Source organism: Bradyrhizobium sp. 147 (assembly GCF_023073935.1).
Classification (GTDB): domain Bacteria; phylum Pseudomonadota; class Alphaproteobacteria; order Rhizobiales; family Xanthobacteraceae; genus Bradyrhizobium.
In genome coordinates, this window is record NZ_JADPKL010000077.1 from 232,147 (window position 1) to 249,046 (window position 16,900).

Genomic DNA, 16,900 nt, shown 5'->3' on the forward strand with positions numbered 1-16,900 from the left:
CCTTATAGCTTGTGCATGGGCAAAAGCGAAACCAGGGCGGCGCGCGGCCTGCGCCCCCCGAAGAAGACATCGTCGACCTCGCACGTCTTGCCGCGTCTCGCGCGGCGCCCGGCAGTTGCGAAGGCTGAGACACCCTATCATCACGGCGCTCTGCGGGAGGCGTTGCTCGAGGCCGCCGAACGGGTGCTGGAGCGCGACGGGCTTGCCGGCCTGACATTGCGTGCGGTGGCACGCGAGGCGGGCGTCTCGCACGCCGCTCCCACCCATCATTTCGGAGACCTCACGGGCCTGCTCAGCGAGCTCGCGGCGGTCGGCTTCCGCCAATTCAACGAGGCGATGGCAGCTTCATCCGATGCCGCGTCCACGCCGCTTGAACACGCACTGGCGCGGCCGAAAGCCTATGTTGCCTATGCGCAGGCGCATCCCGGCATGTACGGCATCATGTTTCGCACCGAGCGGCTCGATTATTCCAGGCCCTCGCTGCGCGAGGCGGCCGAAGCCTCCTTTGCCGGGCTCGCCAATGCCGTCGGCATGATGCGCCAGGAGCAGATCAGCGGCGATGCGCTGACCTTGAACCAGGGCGCGGCGATCGCGCGGGCCTGGTCGCTGGTGCACGGCTTCACCATGCTGCTGCTCGATGGCCGGCTCGAAGATATCCTGGAGAGGTTGCCCGAGGGAACGACGGCCGAACGGCTGCTCGAGGCGATGCTGACGTCGCCCGTGACCACGAAATTGCCGCCTGGCGGCTGTTTGCCCCCGGCGAAGACCTAGCGCATGGTCGCGAGCTCGACGGCGCGGCCTCTTGTGCCGATGATCTTGACCTCGTCCTTGCCGCACCTGAAGCCGCGGGCGAAATCGTCGGCGGCCTTGCGCGCGAGCTCATTGGCGGTGGGATTCGCGATCGCATCGACATAGGCGACGTGACAGACCGGACCCGGCGGCAGCCGGGTCACGACCAGCATGGCTTTGGTGTTCGGCCGCCCCTGCTTGTCGGGATCGCTGCTGTCGGCGATGTGCCAGCGCTGAATGATCGCAAATGGCTTGGCGCCCGCAGCTCGCCATTCGACAGTCGTGTCCGATGAATTGAAGGGAGCGAACCAAACTTTGGCCGCCGGCTCCTCGGCCGCTTCCTTGCGATTGCGGCCGACCGAGACGACCTCGCGAAGATCATCCTCGGCGATCAGCACTACGAGGCCGGACTTGCCCGGACAGACCCGCATGGTGCTGCCGTCGAGCGCGCTGGGCTTACCGATCTGGCGGCAATCTTTCGGCGCGGTCGAGGTGTAGATGCCGCCCACGGACTCGGCGCAGGCCCAATTGACGGCGGCGCATATCAGCAACACGGATAGGCATGTGGTGACGATGCGGATCATGATGACGCTTCGATGCAGCTGGAACTTCGTAGCATCAGACGTCTTGACTGTGGGCAAGGTTCAAAAGCGCCTCCAGGCACCTGACAGCGGCGCGGAATCGTTCTAGAAGAGCGGCTCGCCTGGGCCGCTCCGGCCCCGTTCGCGTCCTCGTTCTCTTGATCATGCCAGCCATATCCTCGAACAAACCTTATCGCGTCGGCCGTTCCAAGACAGGGCTCGGCCTCTTTGCCACCAAGCCGATCAAGAAGGGCACCCGGATCATCCGCTATTTCGGGCCGATCCTGGACTCGCGGATTCCGGCGCACGACGAGATCGAGAACAAATATCTGTTCGAGCTCAACGGGCGCTGGACCATCGACGGATCGGTGCGCAAGAATCTCGCCCGTTACATCAATCATTCCTGCCGGCCCAACGCCGAGTCCGACGTCCGCCCGCGCGAGCGCAAGGTCTTCATCCGCGCCATCAAGAACATCGAGCCGGGCGACGAGATCAACTACGACTACGGCACCGACTATTTCAAAGCCTATCTGAAGCCGATCGGCTGCAAGTGCGATTCCTGCGAGAAGAAGCGCAAGAAGCTGCGCGCCGAGGCGCGGGCCCAACGCACCAAGGCGAAGGCGCGGGCCGAGCGCAAGGCCGCGAAGGCGGGCGCCAAGAGTGCGAAAAAGAAGGCTCCCAAAAAGAACCAGCTCAACGGTCACGCCGCCGCCAAGACGAACGGCCGCGCGCGGGCGTAGGAATCCAAGATTCCGGGGCGGTGCGCAGCGAACTACGGTGCGCCCTTGCGCACCTGAGAATCTCGAGATTCCGGGTCTGGTGCTGCCGCACCAGCCCGGAATGGCAGTGATCGGTAGGTCACGCCGCCACCGCACTCGCGCTCCTCCGCAACCCCACATATTGCAACTCCGCGAACACGCCGGTCGCGATGGCTTGCGCCACAACCATCAGCTCGCCCATGAGGTTCGGCGACACCGCGCCTGAAAGCAGCAGCGCGATGCTGCCGACCGTCCAGGCCGCGTTGCCGATCACGACCAGCAGCACGAGCGCCTTGGAAACAGATGCACGCGCGGCGAGCCAGCCGACCAGTACGGTGTAGGCAATCAGGAACAGGCCGGTCTCACCCAGCAGCGCTTCGGGAAGGTTGAACAGCGAGGCGAACGTGCTCGCGCCGAAAGTGAAACCCAGCGCGGCGACGCCGCTGAAGACGGCATCGGCGAGCAGTGCACGGCGCAGGAAAGTGGACGCTTCGATCATCGTGGTTCTCCTTGGTTGAGGTCGAGGGACATCACCGCAATCCGCGCCACCAGGCGCGGACGAGGCGGGCGAGGCGGAACGGGCACAGGCTCCTGCCGACGCCGTGCTCGAAGGCGATGACCTGCGCGACGACATAGTCGCCGGTCGAATGCACGAGCGGCTCCGGGACGTTGAGGCTGCGCGCCAGCATCCGGGTTGCGAAGGCCATGGCCCAGGGGAAGACGTGGTCAGCGATGGTCCGGTAGAGCAGCAGCGCGATCATGGTCATCTCCTGTTGCGACCGACGATGCGCGCGTCCGCGCCTCAATTCGATTACCTCGCGGGTAATGGAAGGGCCGAAATTCGCATGCTAGGTTTTCGATCATGAAGGCACATGCATCCACGGCACGTACTGAACGCAGCCAACCGGTCCATATCGGCGACCATTTGCGAGAATGGCGGCAGCGCCGCCGCATGAGCCAGCTCGATCTCGCCGGCGAGGCCGAGATCTCCGCGCGCCATTTGAGCTTCGTCGAGACCGGCCGCGCCGCGCCCTCGCGCGACATGGTGCTCAGGCTCGCCGAGCGCCTCGACGTGCCCTTGCGCGAACGCAACGTGCTGCTGGTCGCGGCCGGCTATGCGCCGGCGTTCCCGCAGCGCCCGCTGGAGGATCCCGCCTTGACATCAGCCCGCCAGGCGATCGACCTCGTCCTCAAGGCACATGAGCCCAATCCGGCACTGGCGGTGGACCGGCATTGGAACCTGGTCTCGTCCAACCGCATGATGGCGCCGCTGCTCGACGGCATCCCGCAGCATCTGCTCGGCCAGCCCTTGAACGTGTTGCGACTTGCCTTTCATCCCGAGGCGCTGGCGCCGCGTACCGTCAATCTTGCGGAATGGTGCGGGCATCTGCTCGAGCGGCTGCACCGGCAATGCGAGGCGACCGCCGATCCTGAACTGATCAAGTTGTATAACGATCTAAAAAGCTACCCCATCCCGGCGCGTGCGGCGCCGCTGCCGAGCGACAATGTCGCGATCCCGTTCAAGCTGCGCCACCAGGGTGAGATCCTGAGCTTCTTTTCCACCACCATGGTGTTCGGCACGCCCGTCGACATCACTCTGTCGGAGCTGGCGCTGGAGACCTTCTTCCCGGCGGACGAGCGCACTGCCGAGCGGCTGAAGCAGATGGCGGCCACACTTTCTTAGCCGCGTTTACAGGGTGCACGAGGGCCCGCATAATCGGCGGATGGATACACGCTCGTCCCGGTCCTTGCGGCCGGCCAATCCGGTCCGCAATCTCCTGCGCGCCTGGCGCATGCGCCGTAAGTTGAGCCAGGCGGAGCTGGCGTTCGAGGCCGGCATCTCGGTCAAGCATCTCAGTCATGTCGAGACCGGCAAGGCGGCGGCCAGTCGGGACATCCTCCTCCAGCTCGCCTCCGCGCTCGATTTGTCGCTGCGCGACCGCAATGCGCTGCTCGAGGCCGGCGGCTTCGCGCGGCAATATGGCGAGCGCGACCTCGCCGCGCCCGAGCTTGCCGATGCGCGGCGTGCCATCGATCTTCTGCTCAGCCGTCACGAGCCATTTCCCGCGATCGTCACCGACCGGCGCTGGAACGTGAAACAGGCCAACCGCGCCGCCTCGCGTCTGATGACGATGCTGCTTGGCTCTGAACGTATGCAGCGTCCGCTCAACCATATGCGCATGTTCCTCGCGCCGGACGAGCTCAAGCCGTTCGTCGAGAACTGGCCAATTGTCGCGGCAGCGCTGTTGTCGCGGGCGCGTCATGAAGCGATGGCCGCCCCGCTCGACGATGCCCTGCAATCGACCTGGCGCGAATTGATGCGCTTGCCGGAGCTGCCGGCGCCTCAACTCGAGGACGAGGCCGTGCCGGGGCCGTTGTGCGAGGTGCGCCTGCGCAAAGGTGAGGTCGGCATCGGCCTGATCGGTGCGGTCCTGACGCTCGGCACGCCGCAGGACGTCACGCTCCAGGAGCTTCGTGTCGAGATGTTCATGCCGGCGGATGCAGGGTCCGAGACCACGCTGATCGCGCTTGCGTCTCAGGACGCCTGAGCCTGCACGGCCTCACGCCGCTCGAAGCTCAGGGCCTGCATCACCTCGGCAAACGGACCGTTGCGATCGCTCAGCGTCGCCGTGGTCAGGCCCGCGCCGTTGGCGCCGACGCCCGTCGCCGCGCGGATCAGGATCCATTCGCCCTCCGGCGGCCGGACGAAATAGAGGCTGATCTCGGGATTGATGAAGGTCCATTGGCGCATATCGACGATCTGCGCGACGCCGCTGGAGAAGTCAGCGGCCTGCACCGCCTGGAGCAGCGGCGTGTTCGGCTCGCCTTCGACCAGCGCGGCGTCGAGCCGCATCCAGGCGGCGGCCGGACCCGGCTTCTCCAGTGCGCCCTCGATCAGCCGCACCGTCACATTCTGGAAATAGCGGCTCCATTTCTGCGCGAAGGCCGGCGGCGGCGTGCCTGCCTCGGGCGCCTGGTCGAGCGCTGCGGGCGCCGCGAAGGGATCGACCGGCGATTTTCCGCTCTGCGCCGTCAGCAGCGCCGTGCAGCGGCCGATCTCGGTCTCGCCGTCCATCAGCCGCACTTGCGCGGTCTTGGCCTTGCGCCCGTCGCGCAGCAGTTCAGCGGTGGTCCTGAAGGCGCGCAGGCCTGCCGGTCGCCAGAGATCGAAGGTCAGGCGCCGCACCGCAAAGCCCGATTCGGTTGCGAGCCGCTCGACCTCACGGGCCATCAGCGCGGTGGTAGCGCTTCCCTGCAACATGTCCGGCGACCACGGACCGCCGGCATGCTCCGTAGCCCGAAATTGATGACCTTCCGGCCTGAAAATGGCTGTCATTGCAGTCTCCCGCTGGCTCGATCGTGCAGCGAGTATCGGGGCGGGTTGCGTTTCCTACAATAACCGCAGAGGTGAAGTCGTGAGCCATGCGGGACGGGCGCCTTGCGCGGCCTCTGGTTCGGCTTATCTTCCGATGGACCCGTAGACTGCCCGAAGGAAGCGCCGCCATGAGCACGCTGAAACCGCTCCAGATCGACGTCGTCTCCGACGTGGTGTGCCCCTGGTGCTATATCGGCAAACACCGCATCGAGAGCGCGTTGGCGCTCGTGCCTGATGTTCCGGTCAAGCTCAACTTCCGGCCCTTCTTCCTCAATCCCTGGGTGCCGCGCGAGGGCATCAGCCGCGAGGACTATCTCACCCAGAAGTTTGGCTCGGTCGAGGCCTATAAGGGCATTGCCGGGCGCGTCGTCGCGGCCGCAAGCGAGGAGGGGCTCGTCTACCGGCCTGAGCTCGTGGCGCGTCAGCCCAACACGACCGATTGCCATCGCCTGATCCTCTGGGCCGAGGCGATCGGCAAGGCGCCCGAGATGAAGCAGCGCCTGATGGAGCTCTATTTCCGCGACGGCGGCGACCTCACCGACGTCAACGTGCTGGTGCAGGCGGCCGCCGATGTTGGCCTCGATGCCGACGACGTGCGCAAGCGCCTTGCCACCGACGAGGATGTCGCGCGCGTTTCGGCGGACGCACAGGAGGCCGCCGAGAAAGGCATCTCCGGCGTGCCGACCTATGTGTTCGCACAGAAATACGCCGTCTCCGGCGCGCAGGATCCGAACCTGCTCGCGCGCGCCATCCGCCAGGTCTCGGCGGAGGTCAACGCGCAGGCGGCGGAGTAGCTTTCTCTTATTTGCGGAGCCGATGGACCACGCCTCGCGCGGCCTGGTGCGCGACGTTGAGGCCGGCCAGCGCGGCATGAATGAGCGCGACGACCGGATCATTCCGCCGCAGCGGGACCAGCACGTCGCCGATTGCGAAGCGCCCGCGCCAGATCGGGTTGATCATGGGGTGGTTGGCGCTGGCCATCGAATCCGCGCTGGCAATGGCCGGATCAGCGCAGAGATGGCGAGTGAGGTCGAGCGTGAGCTGCACGCCCGGCGAATATCTTGCAAAGCGCTCGTCGATGCCGAGCTTGAAGAAGAAGGCGCGGTCCTGATGGCGCAGCACGACGCCGGCGGCGACCGGTGTCGTGCCGGCGCGCAGCGTGATGATCTCGCATTGCGCGGTTTCCGCCAGCGCCGCGACGGCGCGGCGGATGAAGGTCGCATCGCCCGCATGCTGGATCAGCGCGGTGCCGCGCTTGCCCTTCCAGCCGCTGGCCTCGAGCTGCAGGAACGTTTCCAGCGCGGGCCCGATCTCGTCGCGCCCTCGCGCGACCTCGAACACGACCGCGCCGTTTTCTTCGAGCCGATGGCGCTGGCGCCGCAGCTCCTTGAGCTTCCTGGCGCCGAGCGCTTCGCGCAGCAGCGCATCGCCGTCTTGCGTCGCATCGAGGCTGGCACGGATGTAGGAGCTGAGCACGCGCGGTCTCAGGCCGTCGCGATTGAGAACCTGATTGAGGGTGATCATCGCAGCGCCATCGAGCGCAACGTCATTCAGCACCAGCGCATGGGCTCCCGCCTCGCGCGCCTGCTGCAACAGACGCATAGCGGCCTCGATCGGGGCGTCGCGGTCGATCAGCGGGCTACACAGCGTGCCATAGGGATGCGCGCTCACCAGCGCGGGCAGGGGAATCTTCCAGGCGCGCCAGAGCGAGATCACCGGCATCAGTCCGATCAGCCGCGCCGAAGATCCGTCGAATGCGGGCAGTGCCGAGGCCGAGCTGCGGCCGCGCGCGGTTGCGCTGACGGCAAGCTCCCAGCCGGGCAAGTAGTAGCCGTTCGGCTCGACCGCCCGCTGCGCGAGCGCGCGCCATTGACCGGGGTCAATGGAGGTGAGCGGAACGAGCGCGCGCGCGGCCACAGCATCCCTTGCCGATGCCGGCTTGACCGCTGCCTGCTGCGCGATGTCGACCACGTCCCGTCGTTCCCCGTTCACGCAGGCCAAGGCCGCGTTACGGCCATGCTTAGCGCAACGATTGGAAAGATACCGTTGGGATGCTGCGTCAATTCGAGCGGTCGTGTTAACGTCTCGTTGACATTCCGGCGGCACTGCGCCGGTTGTAGCGGATGGGCGAGGGGTGCTCGACCGGAGGGATTAAGATGATCGCCACACCTTTCACGCCGCTGGCTTCGCTTCTGGGCGGGGCGCTGATCGGAATGTCCGCGGTGCTTCTAATGTGGGCGACGGGACGAATCGCCGGCGTCAGCGGCATCGCGGCGCGGCTGTTCCCGCCTTATGAGGATCGCGAATTCCCCGGCCGGCTCGCCTTCGTCGCGGGTCTCATCCTCGCGCCTGTGCTGGTTCGATTCACCACCGGAGGCCTGCCCGAGCAGACTATACTGGCGGGAACGCCGGTGCTGATCGTTGCGGGATTACTGACGGGATTTGGCGCAGTGTGGGGCAGCGGTTGCACGTCCGGCCATGGCGTCTGCGGCCTGTCGCGGCTGTCGGTGCGCTCGCTGGTCGCGACCATCATCTTCATGGCGGCAGGCATGGCGACCGTCTTCGTGATGCGGCACGGGAGCTGACGGCGATGGCAATTTTCGTTCAGTTCGCGATCGGCCTGATCTTCGGCGTCGGCCTCATCGTCTCCGGAATGTCGAATCCAGCAAAGGTCTTGAATTTCCTCGATGCCGCCGGCATCCCGGCAGGGACGTGGGATCCGAGCCTCGCGTTCGTGATGGCCGGCGCTGTGGCCGTGACTTTCGTCGGCTTCAATCGCGTCCTGAGGCTGGGACGTCCATTTTTCGCCGAGCGATTTTATCTTCCCACGCGAGCAGACGTCGATCGGAGAATAGTGGTTGGTCCGGCGATCTTCGGCATTGGCTGGGGATTGGCGGGGTTCTGCCCGGGACCGGCGCTGACGGCGCTCGGATTTGGCTCGAGCTCCGCCCTCATTTTCGCCGCGGCGATGTTTGCCGGCATGTTGCTTGCGCCGTTCACCGCGCATTTGCCATCGAGGGCGCGCGTCATGACGCCGGCCGATCCGCACGAAACCTGATATGAAGGGACCGGGCGAGTCGTCTCGTCCGGTCCCGGCCATCAAGCGTTCATGGATTACCAGCGGTCGTCGACACCGACGCCGACGCTGACGCCAGGTGCGCGAATGCCGACGCCGGCGCGCGGTCCGTCATCCCAATCGCGATGATAGGTCCGACGCTCGTAATAGCGCTCGCGCGGCATGTAGTTATAGGAATCCCGCACGATCACGCGCGAACCGCCGCGCGTCCGATAGCAGCGGCCAGCGTCGTCACAGACAAGTCGTACCTGCTGGACGAGATCCGGATTGGTGTACTCGCTGCTCGTATAGATATCGGAAGCCTTCGCACCCGATGCGGCTGCCAAAGCACCGACACCCGCCAACAGCGCAATAGTCAACATCCTCATCATGTCCTCCTCGAAACTGCCCTCGGCGGTAACAAGAAGGGGAGGCGGTGATCGTTCCCGTCCGCGATGCTGGTTTTTCCCGGAACCGCAGCTTCGTTACAGCGATTTGTTCCTAGATCGGCTCGTAAGTCTCGGTCCCGCAGATGTCGTCGGCGTCCGCCCGCCGGCGGTCGACGACCTTTCCGGCGTTGATGGTCACGATGTAGGTCTGGGCGCCAAGCGGCGTGCCGGTCGCGGAGGTGAGCTGCGCGCGGACGCAGGCCGTCCAGCCCGGCCCTCGCAGCTCGCGATGAGGCGGGGCGACGTGCACCTCGCGCGGATAGGAGGTGGCGAGGAAGACGACGTCGATCTGCTCGCGCACCAGGCGCTTGACGTCCGGGGGCGGCTCGGGCGGCGGCTGCTCGGCCTCCTTCATGCGCATGAACTCCGGCACCGGCGCGCGGCTGTCGGCAAAGCCACAGGCACCGAGCGCGAGCGCGCCGGCGAGCAGCGCCGCATGAGCAATGATCCGCAACATCCCTTGAAGGTCCCCTGCGGGCCAACAGATAGGCACGAATGCGATCCGGCGAAGTCCGCTCCGTTCAAAATTTGCTGAAGACGCGGAAACCGGGGCATTTGCGAATACGGGATTGCGGGCTAGTTTGTATCCCACATCAGGGGGATTGCACGGATGAGGATTTTGGTCATCGCGGCCGCGGTGCTGGCGCTGGCGGCTGGATCGGCGGAGGCGCAGGGCCGGCGCCAGCCCAGTGAGGGTGCAAAGCCGGCTGACACCAAACCCAAGATCGACGAAAAGGCCTACAAGGCTGCGCTCGAGCGCATTCCCGAGCCCAAGGAAAAGTACGATCCGTGGGGCGGGGCCCGCCCTGGCGAGCCCACCAAGAAGCCGAAATAGAACGGGGCGGGCGTTGCGGATCCACCTGCGCGCTGCGGTCGCATTCGTTACGCTCCTGCTGCTTGCCGTGCCGCCATGCTTCGCCTGGGAGAGCTGGGGCGGCGATCCCGGCGGCTCGCGCTTCTCGCCATTGCGGGAGATTTCGCCCGGCAATATCGGCCAACTCGTCCGCGCCTTCGAATATCACACGGGCGATCTCACAGCACGCGCGCCCGAGCTGATGCGGCGAACCAAATTCCAGGCGACGCCGCTGTTCGTTGAAGACAGCCTGATCTTCTGCACGCCCTTCAACGAGGTCATCGCGCTCGATCCCGGCACCGGCGTGCAGAAATGGCGTTACGATCCGAAGATCGCGATCAACCAGCGGCCGGCCAATCGCTATGTCTGCCGCGGCGTCACCTATTGGGTCGACGACACGGCGCCGCCGGATGCTGCCTGCCGCGCGCGCATCTTCATGGGCACGAACGACGTCCGCCTGATCGCGCTCGATGCGAAGACAGGCGTTCCCTGTGCCGGTTTTGGCAATGGCGGGCAGATCAAGCTCGATATCGGAATGACCCTGGAATGGCCGGGCGAATTCCAGATCACCTCGCCGCCGGCGGTCGGCCGCGGTGTCGTCGTGGTCGGGTCTGCAATCGGTGACAACCGCCGCGTCGACGCGCCGAGCGGCCAGGTGCGTGCGTTCGATGCGCGAACCGGCCAGCCACGCTGGACCTTCGAGCCGCTCAAGCGCGATGGCATCGAAGCCGGTCACGCCAATGTCTGGGCGCCGATGTCGGTCGACGACAGGCGCGGATTCGTGTTCCTGCCGACGTCGTCGCCCTCGCCGGATTTCTGGGGCGGTAGGCGGCCGGGCAATAACGAGCACGCCAATTCGGTAGTCGCGCTGCAGATTGAGACCGGCGAGCTCGTATGGGCCTTTCAGACCGTGCATCACGACGTCTGGGACTACGATCTGCCGGCGCAACCGACGCTGGCGCGCCTCGACATTGGTGATGGCGAGCGCGACGTCGTGATCCAGCCGACCAAGCTGGGTTTCGTCTTCGTGCTCGATCGCGACACCGGCAAGCCGGTGTGGCCCGTCGAGGAGCGCGCCGTGCCGCAGGGCGGCGCGGAAGGTGAAGCGCTATCACCAACGCAGCCATTCCCGACGCATGTACCGCCACTAACGTCGCAGACGATCTCGACCGACGATGCGCTCTCGCTAATACCTGCACTGCGTCGCTCGTCCTGCGAGCGCCAATTCGCGGAGGCTCACAATGAGGGCCTGTTCACGCCGCCTTCCGTGCAGGGCACGCTGTTGTTTCCGTTCACCGGTGGCGGGGTGAACTGGGGCAGTGCGGCCTTCGATCCGGTCAGCCAGGTCCTCTACGCCAACACCAGCCGCGCCGTTCATCTCATCAAGCTGATTCCGCGCGCGGACGCCGTCGGGTTCAATCCGCCGCCCGGTCACGATTTCGGCCAGCAGCGTGGCACGCCGTTCGCGATGACGCGCGCCATGGTGACGTCGCCGCTCGGCCTGCTCTGCAACAAGCCGCCATGGGGCGAGATGGTCGCGGTTGATCTGAAGGCCGGAAAAATCCTCTGGCGCTCGACGGTCGGCACCACCGAGGATCTTGCGCCGCTCGGCGTGCCGCTGCCCTGGGGCGCGCCGCTCGTCAACGGGCTCGCGGTCACCGCAGGCGGGCTCGTCTTCACCGGAGCGATGGACGCCTATTTGCGCGCATTCGATGCGCAGAGCGGCAGGGAGCTATGGCAGGGCCGGTTGCCCGTCCCGGGCGTCGCCAACCCCATGACCTATCTCTGGCAGGGGGAGCAATATGTCGCGATCGGCGCCGGCGGCCACTCCGAGGCAGGCACGTCGATCGGCGACAGCGTCGTTGCGTTTCGTCTGGCGCGGCCGGGCGAGGGGCCATCGTTGTGGTCACGCACCGTCGATCGTCCCGGTGGACGTTTTCTTGCGGCGTTCTCAGCCATCGCGCTCGCGGTCGTCGCGCTTGTGATCACGGGCCTGCGCTGGCGCCACCGCCGTCGTGTCACGCGATCATGATCGTGTTATGGAGGCGATGCGAACGATCGTTCACATCGCGCGTGCTCACCCCGGCAGCATCGCGAACGCGCTCGACACCATCGCAACCGGCTTGTTGTCGGAGGCCGAGAGCAGCGTGACGCGGCCGAAGCTCATGGTGCGGCCGAGCCGCACCACGCGCGCGTCCGCCAGCACGTCCGACGAGGAGGCTGCGCGCATGAAATGCGTGGTTTGGTCGACCGTGGTCATCGGACGATAGCCGCGATTGGCGGCGAGGATCGCGATCACCATCGCGGTGTCGGCGAGCGCCATCAGCGCCTGGCCGCAGACCACGCCGCCGTTCCGGCACAGCCGTTCCGAGAACGGCATGCGCAAGAGCGCGCCCGGCTGCCAGTCCGGCGCATTCGCTGGCTGTGCGTGCTCGATGCGCTCGACCGAGAGGTCGAGATCCTGGACCCAGGGTGCAAAGACCTCGCCGAGGATGCGTTGCGCATCGGTGATGCCGAACTCGACGTCTGGCTGCGTTTGCATTGCTGTCGTTCCCTCCATTGTTGCCGGATGTTTGGTCTCATTCTGCGCGCATCGGCGCGGCAAAGTCACCCGGTCTGCTGCCGGCCGCGTCGGCTTGAAAATGCCCGACTTTGCCCGATATGATGGCCTTGCTTGGGTAGGGTGGATGATGTTGCGTCGATGTGTCCTGGTCTTTTGTCTGGCCGCGCTCGCCCTTGCGCTGAACGGCTGCACCAGATGCGGCCCGATCTGGGACGACTGGCTACATGCGCCGAAATCATGCAGATCGGACCGGATCTAGCGGCTATGCGGCCCTGAGCTTGCGGTCGGCCGCCACAAGGACGACAAGGCGCGGGCGATCCGCGCTTCGTGGATGATCAAGGAGCGAATGATGAAGCTTTTCCGTATGGCCGCGGTGCTGGCCGTGCTGGCGGGACCGGCCTATGCGCAAATGCCCAATCTCAATTTGCTGCAGGACGGTCCGAGCAAGAGCCCCGAGGAGAAGGCTGCGGAAGCCGAACGTGAAAAGGCCTACAAGGAAACGCTGAAGAAGATTCCGGACTCCAAGGCCTCCAACGATCCCTGGGGCGGCATGCGCTCCGATCCGCCGAAGCAGTCGGCGGCGCCGAAGGCATCGGCCGCGACCAGTGCGCCGAAGAAGAAATCCGGCACGGCTGCCAATTGACCTTTCCGCCGATCGGAGGCGGTGGACGCCTCCGGCCGGGGACTCCTCTTTGCCCCACAGGCCTCTTACATCTCGCAAGAGCGTATTTGCGTAGAGGAGGGCGGGACATGGCCGATCGTCCGCGGGATCTCGCCGAACGGATGGCGCGCCGGCGCAAGATGGGCGGCAAGCCGGACCACGCGACCGGCGACGGCTATCTGCGCGAGACCTTCACGCTGCCACGCGCAGCGGCACGGGCGAGGGCGGAGGCCTTCTTCGCCCGCTACCCCAAGGCGGGCTATATGAGCGCGGTCGAGAGCTGGCGCGAATTGCCCGGCGGCGACATCGAATTCACCATGCGGCGGCTGCCCAGCGCGGATTAGGGTCTCACCTTTTCGAGCGTTTCTGCGACGATGCGGATCCGGAATACCGGCTCCTTGGCCTCGTCCAGCAGCTCCATGTGCCATTCGGAATTTTCCTGGAGCTTGCGGGCGATCCCGGCGGCCATGTCGGCGCAGACGCTGGTCATCTCCTTCCAGGCCGAGTCGCGATCGGCAAATTCGCTCGCCTGGTCCGCGCAGCCGGAATAACGGCCGTTCCGGATTCGAAAGAAGTAGAGCGGCATGGCTGGCACCGATCACGCGTGACGGCCCAACCCCCAAGGCCACGGGCGCGCAGTGCAATCCCAAACCCCGATCAGATCAATTCCGGGCGGCTACGGGATACGCCCCTGGCGAGGCGCCGCACTAGCCGCTTGATCTCACCGGCGGTCTTGCTCAGGCCGTCTTGCGCTCGATCGCCTTGAGCTCGCGGTCGATGCGCAGCTGCACCCGTCGAATCGCCAACAAATCGAGGTTCGGCCGATCTTGATCTGCTCACCGATGCGGAATCGCCAGTGCCAGATTCCGGGAATTGCCGTCCTGGCGACGGTGAATTCGACACCCCTGTGATTCATGGTCACCTCCCACGACTCACTTTCCATGCCTGCAGCATGTTGGGCGCCGTCATATTCCGGGGGACAAGCAAAATCTGCCGGTAAACCCATCGTGGCCTCGCGCGCGGGAAGGGAACTCTGTTCATGGTCGGAGAACCACGGAGTCCATCGCGCCGACGGCATGTGCCTTGCTTGGCCTCATGACGGCAGGCAAACCATGGGCGCCTCATGCTCGGCATTCCCCGCCGCTACTCCCATTTCGTCTTCGGCATCATCCAGTCCGGACTGACCTCGCTGATCGCGGCCGGCATCGCCAGCGTTCCCGCGGGGAGCGCGATGGCCTTCCTCGGGCACTGGATGGTTTCGTGGCTGATCGCATGGGCCGCGATGCTGCCGATCGTGCTGCTGGCTGCGCCCGCGATCCGCGCCGTCTCGCTGCGGCTGACGCGCGAGGAGAAGGACCTGCGACCCGGCCGGCAGGCATGAAAAAAACCCCGCCTGGGGAGAGCCAAGCGGGGAGAAAGTTATTGGAGGCTGAGGTGCTGGGCTGCAACACCATAGCCAAGCGACCCTAGCCGGTTCGGCTTACGACAGCCTGACAGGGCCAAATCGAAGCCGCGTCGGCAATCGCCTTCGTCCATGGGCCGCAAACAGAAAACCCCGCTCGGGGGAGCGGGGTCGTCGGCTGGGTATGGAGGCCCAGTGTTGGTCCACCGAGCACGACGAGAATAGGCGATCAGGCTGACACGCGCCTGACGGGTGTCAGTGAAAGTCGCGGTCGCGAGGCCGCAGACTGGCCCCGCGCCCGTCCCAATTTCGACATCCGGCCGCACAACTGGCGACACACGGGTCGGCAAGATTCCACACCGTCCGGCGCGGCCATGGGGGAACGTGGCGCGGCGGCAACGGGGTGGCATCATGGATAACGTAGAGCGGTCATTCGCCGCCGCGACGGCGGCTGGCTTCGTCGTGCTGGTGATCAGCCTCGTGCTGCTGGCGGTGCTGTAAGGCAGCGCAAGCGCAGGTGCGGGAGCGACCGGGGTCCGTATCGTCGCGGTTTGCCGATGATGAACCGGCGCTTTGTCTTTCAAAAATGGAAAAACAACCCCATGCACAGTAGGCTCTGGGATGATTTCGTCATTCCATCAATGACTTACCGGAGGTATCGTGACACCTTAATCGAGCGAGAAGCGCACCCCGACGCGCGATGTTGGTTCCCTCGGGTTCACGGCAGCCGTGCGCAGCGGGCCCTGGCGAGCGCTAGTGGAGCTTGACCTCGTCCCAGGGCAGCCGCAGCTCGGCGGCGCGCTCGTCGCGGTCCTTCTTGCGGAACGCGTTCTCCTTGCGCTCGAACTTGATCATCTCTCCTCCTGCGCGGCCTCAGGAGTGGATTGCGCCCGATGACGTCTCGGTGTGCGTCTTCAGTCATGGCAGAGGCTCCGGAGGTGCAGTCTCCTCCCGAAGAAGGCCATAGACCGCGAAAAGGTTCGGTGCCTCAGGATTAAGGATTGTGACGGCTAAGCGAGAGATCCTGGGCAGATAGGACAGTGATACGAACGGTAGTTGCCCGGAATCCACTTGGCATCGGGGTACCGGTACGATGGCTCCCGTCGGGGCTGGCATTTCATCCCGAAACGAGATTGTAACCGGCAAGGGGTCGCTGAAAGGCGGCCCCTTTTCGATTCAGGCGGTGAGTGAATTAGGGACTCTCGGAAAGAACATATTGCGAACCTAGAACAAATGGGGTACATTGCTGTTATTGCCGGCCCGCATCTCAATCGTTTGTCCCCCTAGCGAATCCTCGCCATAAGGAGCACGACCCAATGTCCGCCACTGCCTTGCGTATCGTCGAAGGATCTTCCATGGACAAGAGTAAAGCTCTGGCCGCCGCGCTCTCCCAGATCGAGCGTCAGTTCGGCAAGGGCTCGGTGATGAAGCTCGGCAAGAACGACCGGTCCATGGACATCGAGGCGGTGTCATCGGGCTCGCTCGGGCTCGATATCGCGCTCGGCATCGGCGGCCTGCCCAAGGGGCGCATCGTCGAGATCTACGGGCCGGAATCCTCGGGCAAAACCACGCTGGCGCTGCATACGGTGGCGGAAGCGCAGAAGAAGGGCGGCATCTGTGCCTTCATCGACGCCGAGCACGCGCTCGACCCGGTCTATGCCCGCAAGCTGGGCGTCAACATCGATGAGCTCCTGATCTCGCAGCCCGACACCGGCGAGCAGGCGCTGGAGATCTGCGATACTTTGGTGCGCTCCGGCGCGGTCGATGTGTTGGTGATCGATTCGGTCGCAGCGCTGGTGCCGAAGGCCGAGCTTGAGGGCGAGATGGGCGATGCGCTGCCGGGTTTGCAGGCCCGCCTGATGAGCCAAGCGCTGCGCAAGCTCACGGCCTCCATCAACAAGTCCAATACCATGGTGATCTTCATCAACCAGATCCGCATGAAGATCGGTGTGATGTACGGTTCGCCCGAGACCACGACCGGCGGCAACGCGCTGAAGTTCTACGCCTCCGTCCGCCTCGACATCCGCCGCATCGGCGCTATCAAGGAGCGCGACGAAGTCGTCGGGAACACCACCCGCGTCAAGGTGGTGAAGAACAAGCTGGCGCCGCCGTTCAAGCAGGTCGAGTTCGACATCATGTACGGCGAGGGCGTCTCCAAGATGGGCGAGATCCTCGATCTCGGCGTCAAGGCCGGCATCGTCGAAAAATCCGGCGCCTGGTTCTCCTATGACAGCCAGCGCCTCGGCCAGGGCCGCGAGAACGCCAAGGCGTTCCTGAAGGCCAATCCCGACATCACCGCCAAGATCGAGACCTCGATCCGCCAGAACTCCGGCCTGATCGCCGAGCAGATTCTCGCCGGCACCCCCGAGCGCGACGCCGACGGCGAGGAGCCGACGGAGGAGTAAGACTTACC

At 65.3% G+C, this 16,900-nt stretch carries 22 protein-coding genes; 13 read left to right on the forward strand and 9 right to left on the reverse strand.

Annotated features, from left to right (window positions below; all coding sequences use genetic code 11):
• The first annotated feature begins 15 nt into the window (after nt 1–15).
• Nucleotides 16–771, forward strand: a complete 756-nt coding sequence (locus IVA87_RS17775; RefSeq protein ID WP_247334460.1) for a TetR-like C-terminal domain-containing protein — start codon at nt 16–18, stop codon at nt 769–771.
• Here the strand turns inward: IVA87_RS17775 and IVA87_RS17780 are convergent.
• Nucleotides 768–1,373 carry a hypothetical protein gene (locus IVA87_RS17780; protein ID WP_247280648.1) on the reverse strand — a complete coding sequence of 202 codons (606 nt, stop codon included), beginning with the start codon at nt 1,371–1,373 and terminating at the stop codon, nt 768–770. The genes IVA87_RS17775 and IVA87_RS17780 overlap by 4 nt on opposite strands.
• Nucleotides 1,374–1,534: 161 nt before the next feature.
• Here IVA87_RS17780 and IVA87_RS17785 point away from each other — a divergent pair, with 161 nt between their 5' ends.
• A complete protein-coding gene (locus IVA87_RS17785) occupies nt 1,535–2,110 on the forward strand; it encodes an SET domain-containing protein (protein WP_247296493.1) in 576 nt (191 codons plus the stop codon).
• Nucleotides 2,111–2,228: 118 nt separating this feature from the next.
• Here IVA87_RS17785 and IVA87_RS17790 read toward each other — a convergent pair whose 3' ends face one another.
• Together IVA87_RS17790 and IVA87_RS17795 are read right to left on the reverse strand one after the other, a co-directional pair.
• Nucleotides 2,229–2,627, reverse strand: coding sequence for a hypothetical protein (locus IVA87_RS17790; RefSeq protein ID WP_247280650.1), 399 nt, complete (start codon nt 2,625–2,627; stop codon nt 2,229–2,231).
• A gap of 31 nt (nt 2,628–2,658) precedes the next feature.
• Entirely contained in the window at nt 2,659–2,889 is a 231-nt protein-coding gene (locus IVA87_RS17795) for a hypothetical protein (RefSeq protein WP_247296494.1), read from the reverse strand.
• Nucleotides 2,890–2,990: 101 nt separating this feature from the next.
• Here IVA87_RS17795 and IVA87_RS17800 point away from each other — a divergent pair, with 101 nt between their 5' ends.
• A complete protein-coding gene (locus IVA87_RS17800; RefSeq protein ID WP_247296496.1) occupies nt 2,991–3,812 on the forward strand; it encodes a helix-turn-helix transcriptional regulator in 822 nt (273 codons plus the stop codon).
• Between the two features lie 40 nt (nt 3,813–3,852).
• Nucleotides 3,853–4,677 carry a helix-turn-helix domain-containing protein gene (locus tag IVA87_RS17805; protein WP_247334461.1) on the forward strand — a complete coding sequence of 275 codons (825 nt, stop codon included), beginning with the start codon at nt 3,853–3,855 and terminating at the stop codon, nt 4,675–4,677.
• Here the strand turns inward: IVA87_RS17805 and IVA87_RS17810 are convergent.
• Entirely contained in the window at nt 4,665–5,465 is an 801-nt protein-coding gene (locus IVA87_RS17810) for a thioesterase family protein (RefSeq protein WP_247334462.1), read from the reverse strand. The genes IVA87_RS17805 and IVA87_RS17810 overlap by 13 nt on opposite strands.
• A gap of 167 nt (nt 5,466–5,632) precedes the next feature.
• Here IVA87_RS17810 and IVA87_RS17815 point away from each other — a divergent pair, with 167 nt between their 5' ends.
• Complete coding sequence (locus tag IVA87_RS17815; RefSeq protein WP_247296502.1) at nt 5,633–6,298, forward strand: DsbA family oxidoreductase; 666 nt, start codon at nt 5,633–5,635, stop codon at nt 6,296–6,298.
• A 7-nt stretch (nt 6,299–6,305) separates the two neighbouring features.
• On the opposite strand, the gene IVA87_RS17820 is transcribed toward IVA87_RS17815, so the two are convergent.
• Entirely contained in the window at nt 6,306–7,475 is a 1,170-nt protein-coding gene (locus tag IVA87_RS17820; RefSeq protein ID WP_247334463.1) for a GNAT family N-acetyltransferase, read from the reverse strand.
• A gap of 185 nt (nt 7,476–7,660) precedes the next feature.
• Between IVA87_RS17820 and IVA87_RS17825 the strand changes: the two genes are divergently transcribed.
• Entirely contained in the window at nt 7,661–8,089 is a 429-nt protein-coding gene (locus tag IVA87_RS17825) for a YeeE/YedE family protein (protein WP_247296508.1), read from the forward strand.
• A gap of 5 nt (nt 8,090–8,094) precedes the next feature.
• Nucleotides 8,095–8,562 (forward strand): YeeE/YedE family protein, encoded by a 468-nt coding sequence (locus IVA87_RS17830; RefSeq protein WP_247334464.1) that lies wholly within the window; start codon nt 8,095–8,097, stop codon nt 8,560–8,562.
• 56 nt (nt 8,563–8,618) lie between these two features.
• Here the strand turns inward: IVA87_RS17830 and IVA87_RS17835 are convergent, their stop codons facing one another.
• Together IVA87_RS17835 and IVA87_RS17840 are read right to left on the reverse strand one after the other, a co-directional pair.
• Entirely contained in the window at nt 8,619–8,951 is a 333-nt protein-coding gene (locus IVA87_RS17835; RefSeq protein WP_247280659.1) for a hypothetical protein, read from the reverse strand.
• Between the two features lie 109 nt (nt 8,952–9,060).
• Nucleotides 9,061–9,465 (reverse strand): hypothetical protein, encoded by a 405-nt coding sequence (locus tag IVA87_RS17840; RefSeq protein WP_247296516.1) that lies wholly within the window; start codon nt 9,463–9,465, stop codon nt 9,061–9,063.
• 153 nt (nt 9,466–9,618) lie between these two features.
• Here IVA87_RS17840 and IVA87_RS17845 point away from each other — a divergent pair, with 153 nt between their 5' ends.
• On the forward strand, nt 9,619–9,843 hold the full coding sequence (locus tag IVA87_RS17845) for a hypothetical protein (protein WP_247296518.1): 225 nt from the start codon (nt 9,619–9,621) through the stop codon (nt 9,841–9,843).
• 55 nt (nt 9,844–9,898) lie between these two features.
• The gene (locus tag IVA87_RS17850; RefSeq protein ID WP_247296703.1) at nt 9,899–11,893 is read left to right on the forward strand and encodes a pyrroloquinoline quinone-dependent dehydrogenase; all 1,995 of its coding nucleotides are present in this window, start codon (nt 9,899–9,901) and stop codon (nt 11,891–11,893) included.
• A gap of 45 nt (nt 11,894–11,938) precedes the next feature.
• Here IVA87_RS17850 and IVA87_RS17855 read toward each other — a convergent pair whose 3' ends face one another.
• A complete protein-coding gene (locus IVA87_RS17855) occupies nt 11,939–12,403 on the reverse strand; it encodes a PaaI family thioesterase (RefSeq protein ID WP_247296521.1) in 465 nt (154 codons plus the stop codon).
• 370 nt (nt 12,404–12,773) lie between these two features.
• Here IVA87_RS17855 and IVA87_RS17860 point away from each other — a divergent pair, with 370 nt between their 5' ends.
• On the forward strand, nt 12,774–13,067 hold the full coding sequence (locus IVA87_RS17860; protein ID WP_247296522.1) for a hypothetical protein: 294 nt from the start codon (nt 12,774–12,776) through the stop codon (nt 13,065–13,067).
• Between the two features lie 107 nt (nt 13,068–13,174).
• Nucleotides 13,175–13,429 carry a hypothetical protein gene (locus IVA87_RS17865; RefSeq protein WP_247280663.1) on the forward strand — a complete coding sequence of 85 codons (255 nt, stop codon included), beginning with the start codon at nt 13,175–13,177 and terminating at the stop codon, nt 13,427–13,429.
• On the opposite strand, the gene IVA87_RS17870 is transcribed toward IVA87_RS17865, so the two are convergent.
• Nucleotides 13,426–13,671 carry a hypothetical protein gene (locus IVA87_RS17870; protein WP_247280664.1) on the reverse strand — a complete coding sequence of 82 codons (246 nt, stop codon included), beginning with the start codon at nt 13,669–13,671 and terminating at the stop codon, nt 13,426–13,428. The genes IVA87_RS17865 and IVA87_RS17870 overlap by 4 nt on opposite strands.
• Before the next feature lie 537 nt (nt 13,672–14,208).
• Between IVA87_RS17870 and IVA87_RS17875 the strand changes: the two genes are divergently transcribed.
• Nucleotides 14,209–14,466: a DUF2798 domain-containing protein gene (locus IVA87_RS17875; RefSeq protein WP_247296524.1), complete on the forward strand. Its 258-nt coding sequence runs from the start codon at nt 14,209–14,211 to the stop codon at nt 14,464–14,466.
• 1,337 nt (nt 14,467–15,803) lie between these two features.
• Nucleotides 15,804–16,892, forward strand: coding sequence for a recombinase RecA (gene recA, locus IVA87_RS17880; protein WP_247280668.1), 1,089 nt, complete (start codon nt 15,804–15,806; stop codon nt 16,890–16,892).
• Nucleotides 16,893–16,900 lie beyond the last annotated feature (8 nt).

Excerpts from the sequence above, each read along its gene's own strand:
- IVA87_RS17775 (WP_247334460.1), top strand. The coding sequence starts at position 16 with ATGGGCAAAAGCGAAACCAGGGCGGCGCGCGGCCTGCGCCCCCCGAAG.
- IVA87_RS17780 (WP_247280648.1), bottom strand. The coding sequence starts at position 1,373 with ATGATCCGCATCGTCACCACATGCCTATCCGTGTTGCTGATATGCGCC.
- IVA87_RS17785 (WP_247296493.1), top strand. The coding sequence starts at position 1,535 with ATGCCAGCCATATCCTCGAACAAACCTTATCGCGTCGGCCGTTCCAAG.
- IVA87_RS17790 (WP_247280650.1), bottom strand. The coding sequence starts at position 2,627 with ATGATCGAAGCGTCCACTTTCCTGCGCCGTGCACTGCTCGCCGATGCC.
- IVA87_RS17795 (WP_247296494.1), bottom strand. The coding sequence starts at position 2,889 with ATGATCGCGCTGCTGCTCTACCGGACCATCGCTGACCACGTCTTCCCC.
- IVA87_RS17800 (WP_247296496.1), top strand. The coding sequence starts at position 2,991 with ATGAAGGCACATGCATCCACGGCACGTACTGAACGCAGCCAACCGGTC.
- IVA87_RS17805 (WP_247334461.1), top strand. The coding sequence starts at position 3,853 with ATGGATACACGCTCGTCCCGGTCCTTGCGGCCGGCCAATCCGGTCCGC.
- IVA87_RS17810 (WP_247334462.1), bottom strand. The coding sequence starts at position 5,465 with ATGACAGCCATTTTCAGGCCGGAAGGTCATCAATTTCGGGCTACGGAG.
- IVA87_RS17815 (WP_247296502.1), top strand. The coding sequence starts at position 5,633 with ATGAGCACGCTGAAACCGCTCCAGATCGACGTCGTCTCCGACGTGGTG.
- IVA87_RS17825 (WP_247296508.1), top strand. The coding sequence starts at position 7,661 with ATGATCGCCACACCTTTCACGCCGCTGGCTTCGCTTCTGGGCGGGGCG.
- IVA87_RS17830 (WP_247334464.1), top strand. The coding sequence starts at position 8,095 with ATGGCAATTTTCGTTCAGTTCGCGATCGGCCTGATCTTCGGCGTCGGC.
- IVA87_RS17835 (WP_247280659.1), bottom strand. The coding sequence starts at position 8,951 with ATGATGAGGATGTTGACTATTGCGCTGTTGGCGGGTGTCGGTGCTTTG.
- IVA87_RS17840 (WP_247296516.1), bottom strand. The coding sequence starts at position 9,465 with ATGTTGCGGATCATTGCTCATGCGGCGCTGCTCGCCGGCGCGCTCGCG.
- IVA87_RS17845 (WP_247296518.1), top strand. The coding sequence starts at position 9,619 with ATGAGGATTTTGGTCATCGCGGCCGCGGTGCTGGCGCTGGCGGCTGGA.
- IVA87_RS17855 (WP_247296521.1), bottom strand. The coding sequence starts at position 12,403 with ATGCAAACGCAGCCAGACGTCGAGTTCGGCATCACCGATGCGCAACGC.
- IVA87_RS17860 (WP_247296522.1), top strand. The coding sequence starts at position 12,774 with ATGAAGCTTTTCCGTATGGCCGCGGTGCTGGCCGTGCTGGCGGGACCG.
- IVA87_RS17865 (WP_247280663.1), top strand. The coding sequence starts at position 13,175 with ATGGCCGATCGTCCGCGGGATCTCGCCGAACGGATGGCGCGCCGGCGC.
- IVA87_RS17870 (WP_247280664.1), bottom strand. The coding sequence starts at position 13,671 with ATGCCGCTCTACTTCTTTCGAATCCGGAACGGCCGTTATTCCGGCTGC.
- IVA87_RS17875 (WP_247296524.1), top strand. The coding sequence starts at position 14,209 with ATGCTCGGCATTCCCCGCCGCTACTCCCATTTCGTCTTCGGCATCATC.
- recA (WP_247280668.1), top strand. The coding sequence starts at position 15,804 with ATGTCCGCCACTGCCTTGCGTATCGTCGAAGGATCTTCCATGGACAAG.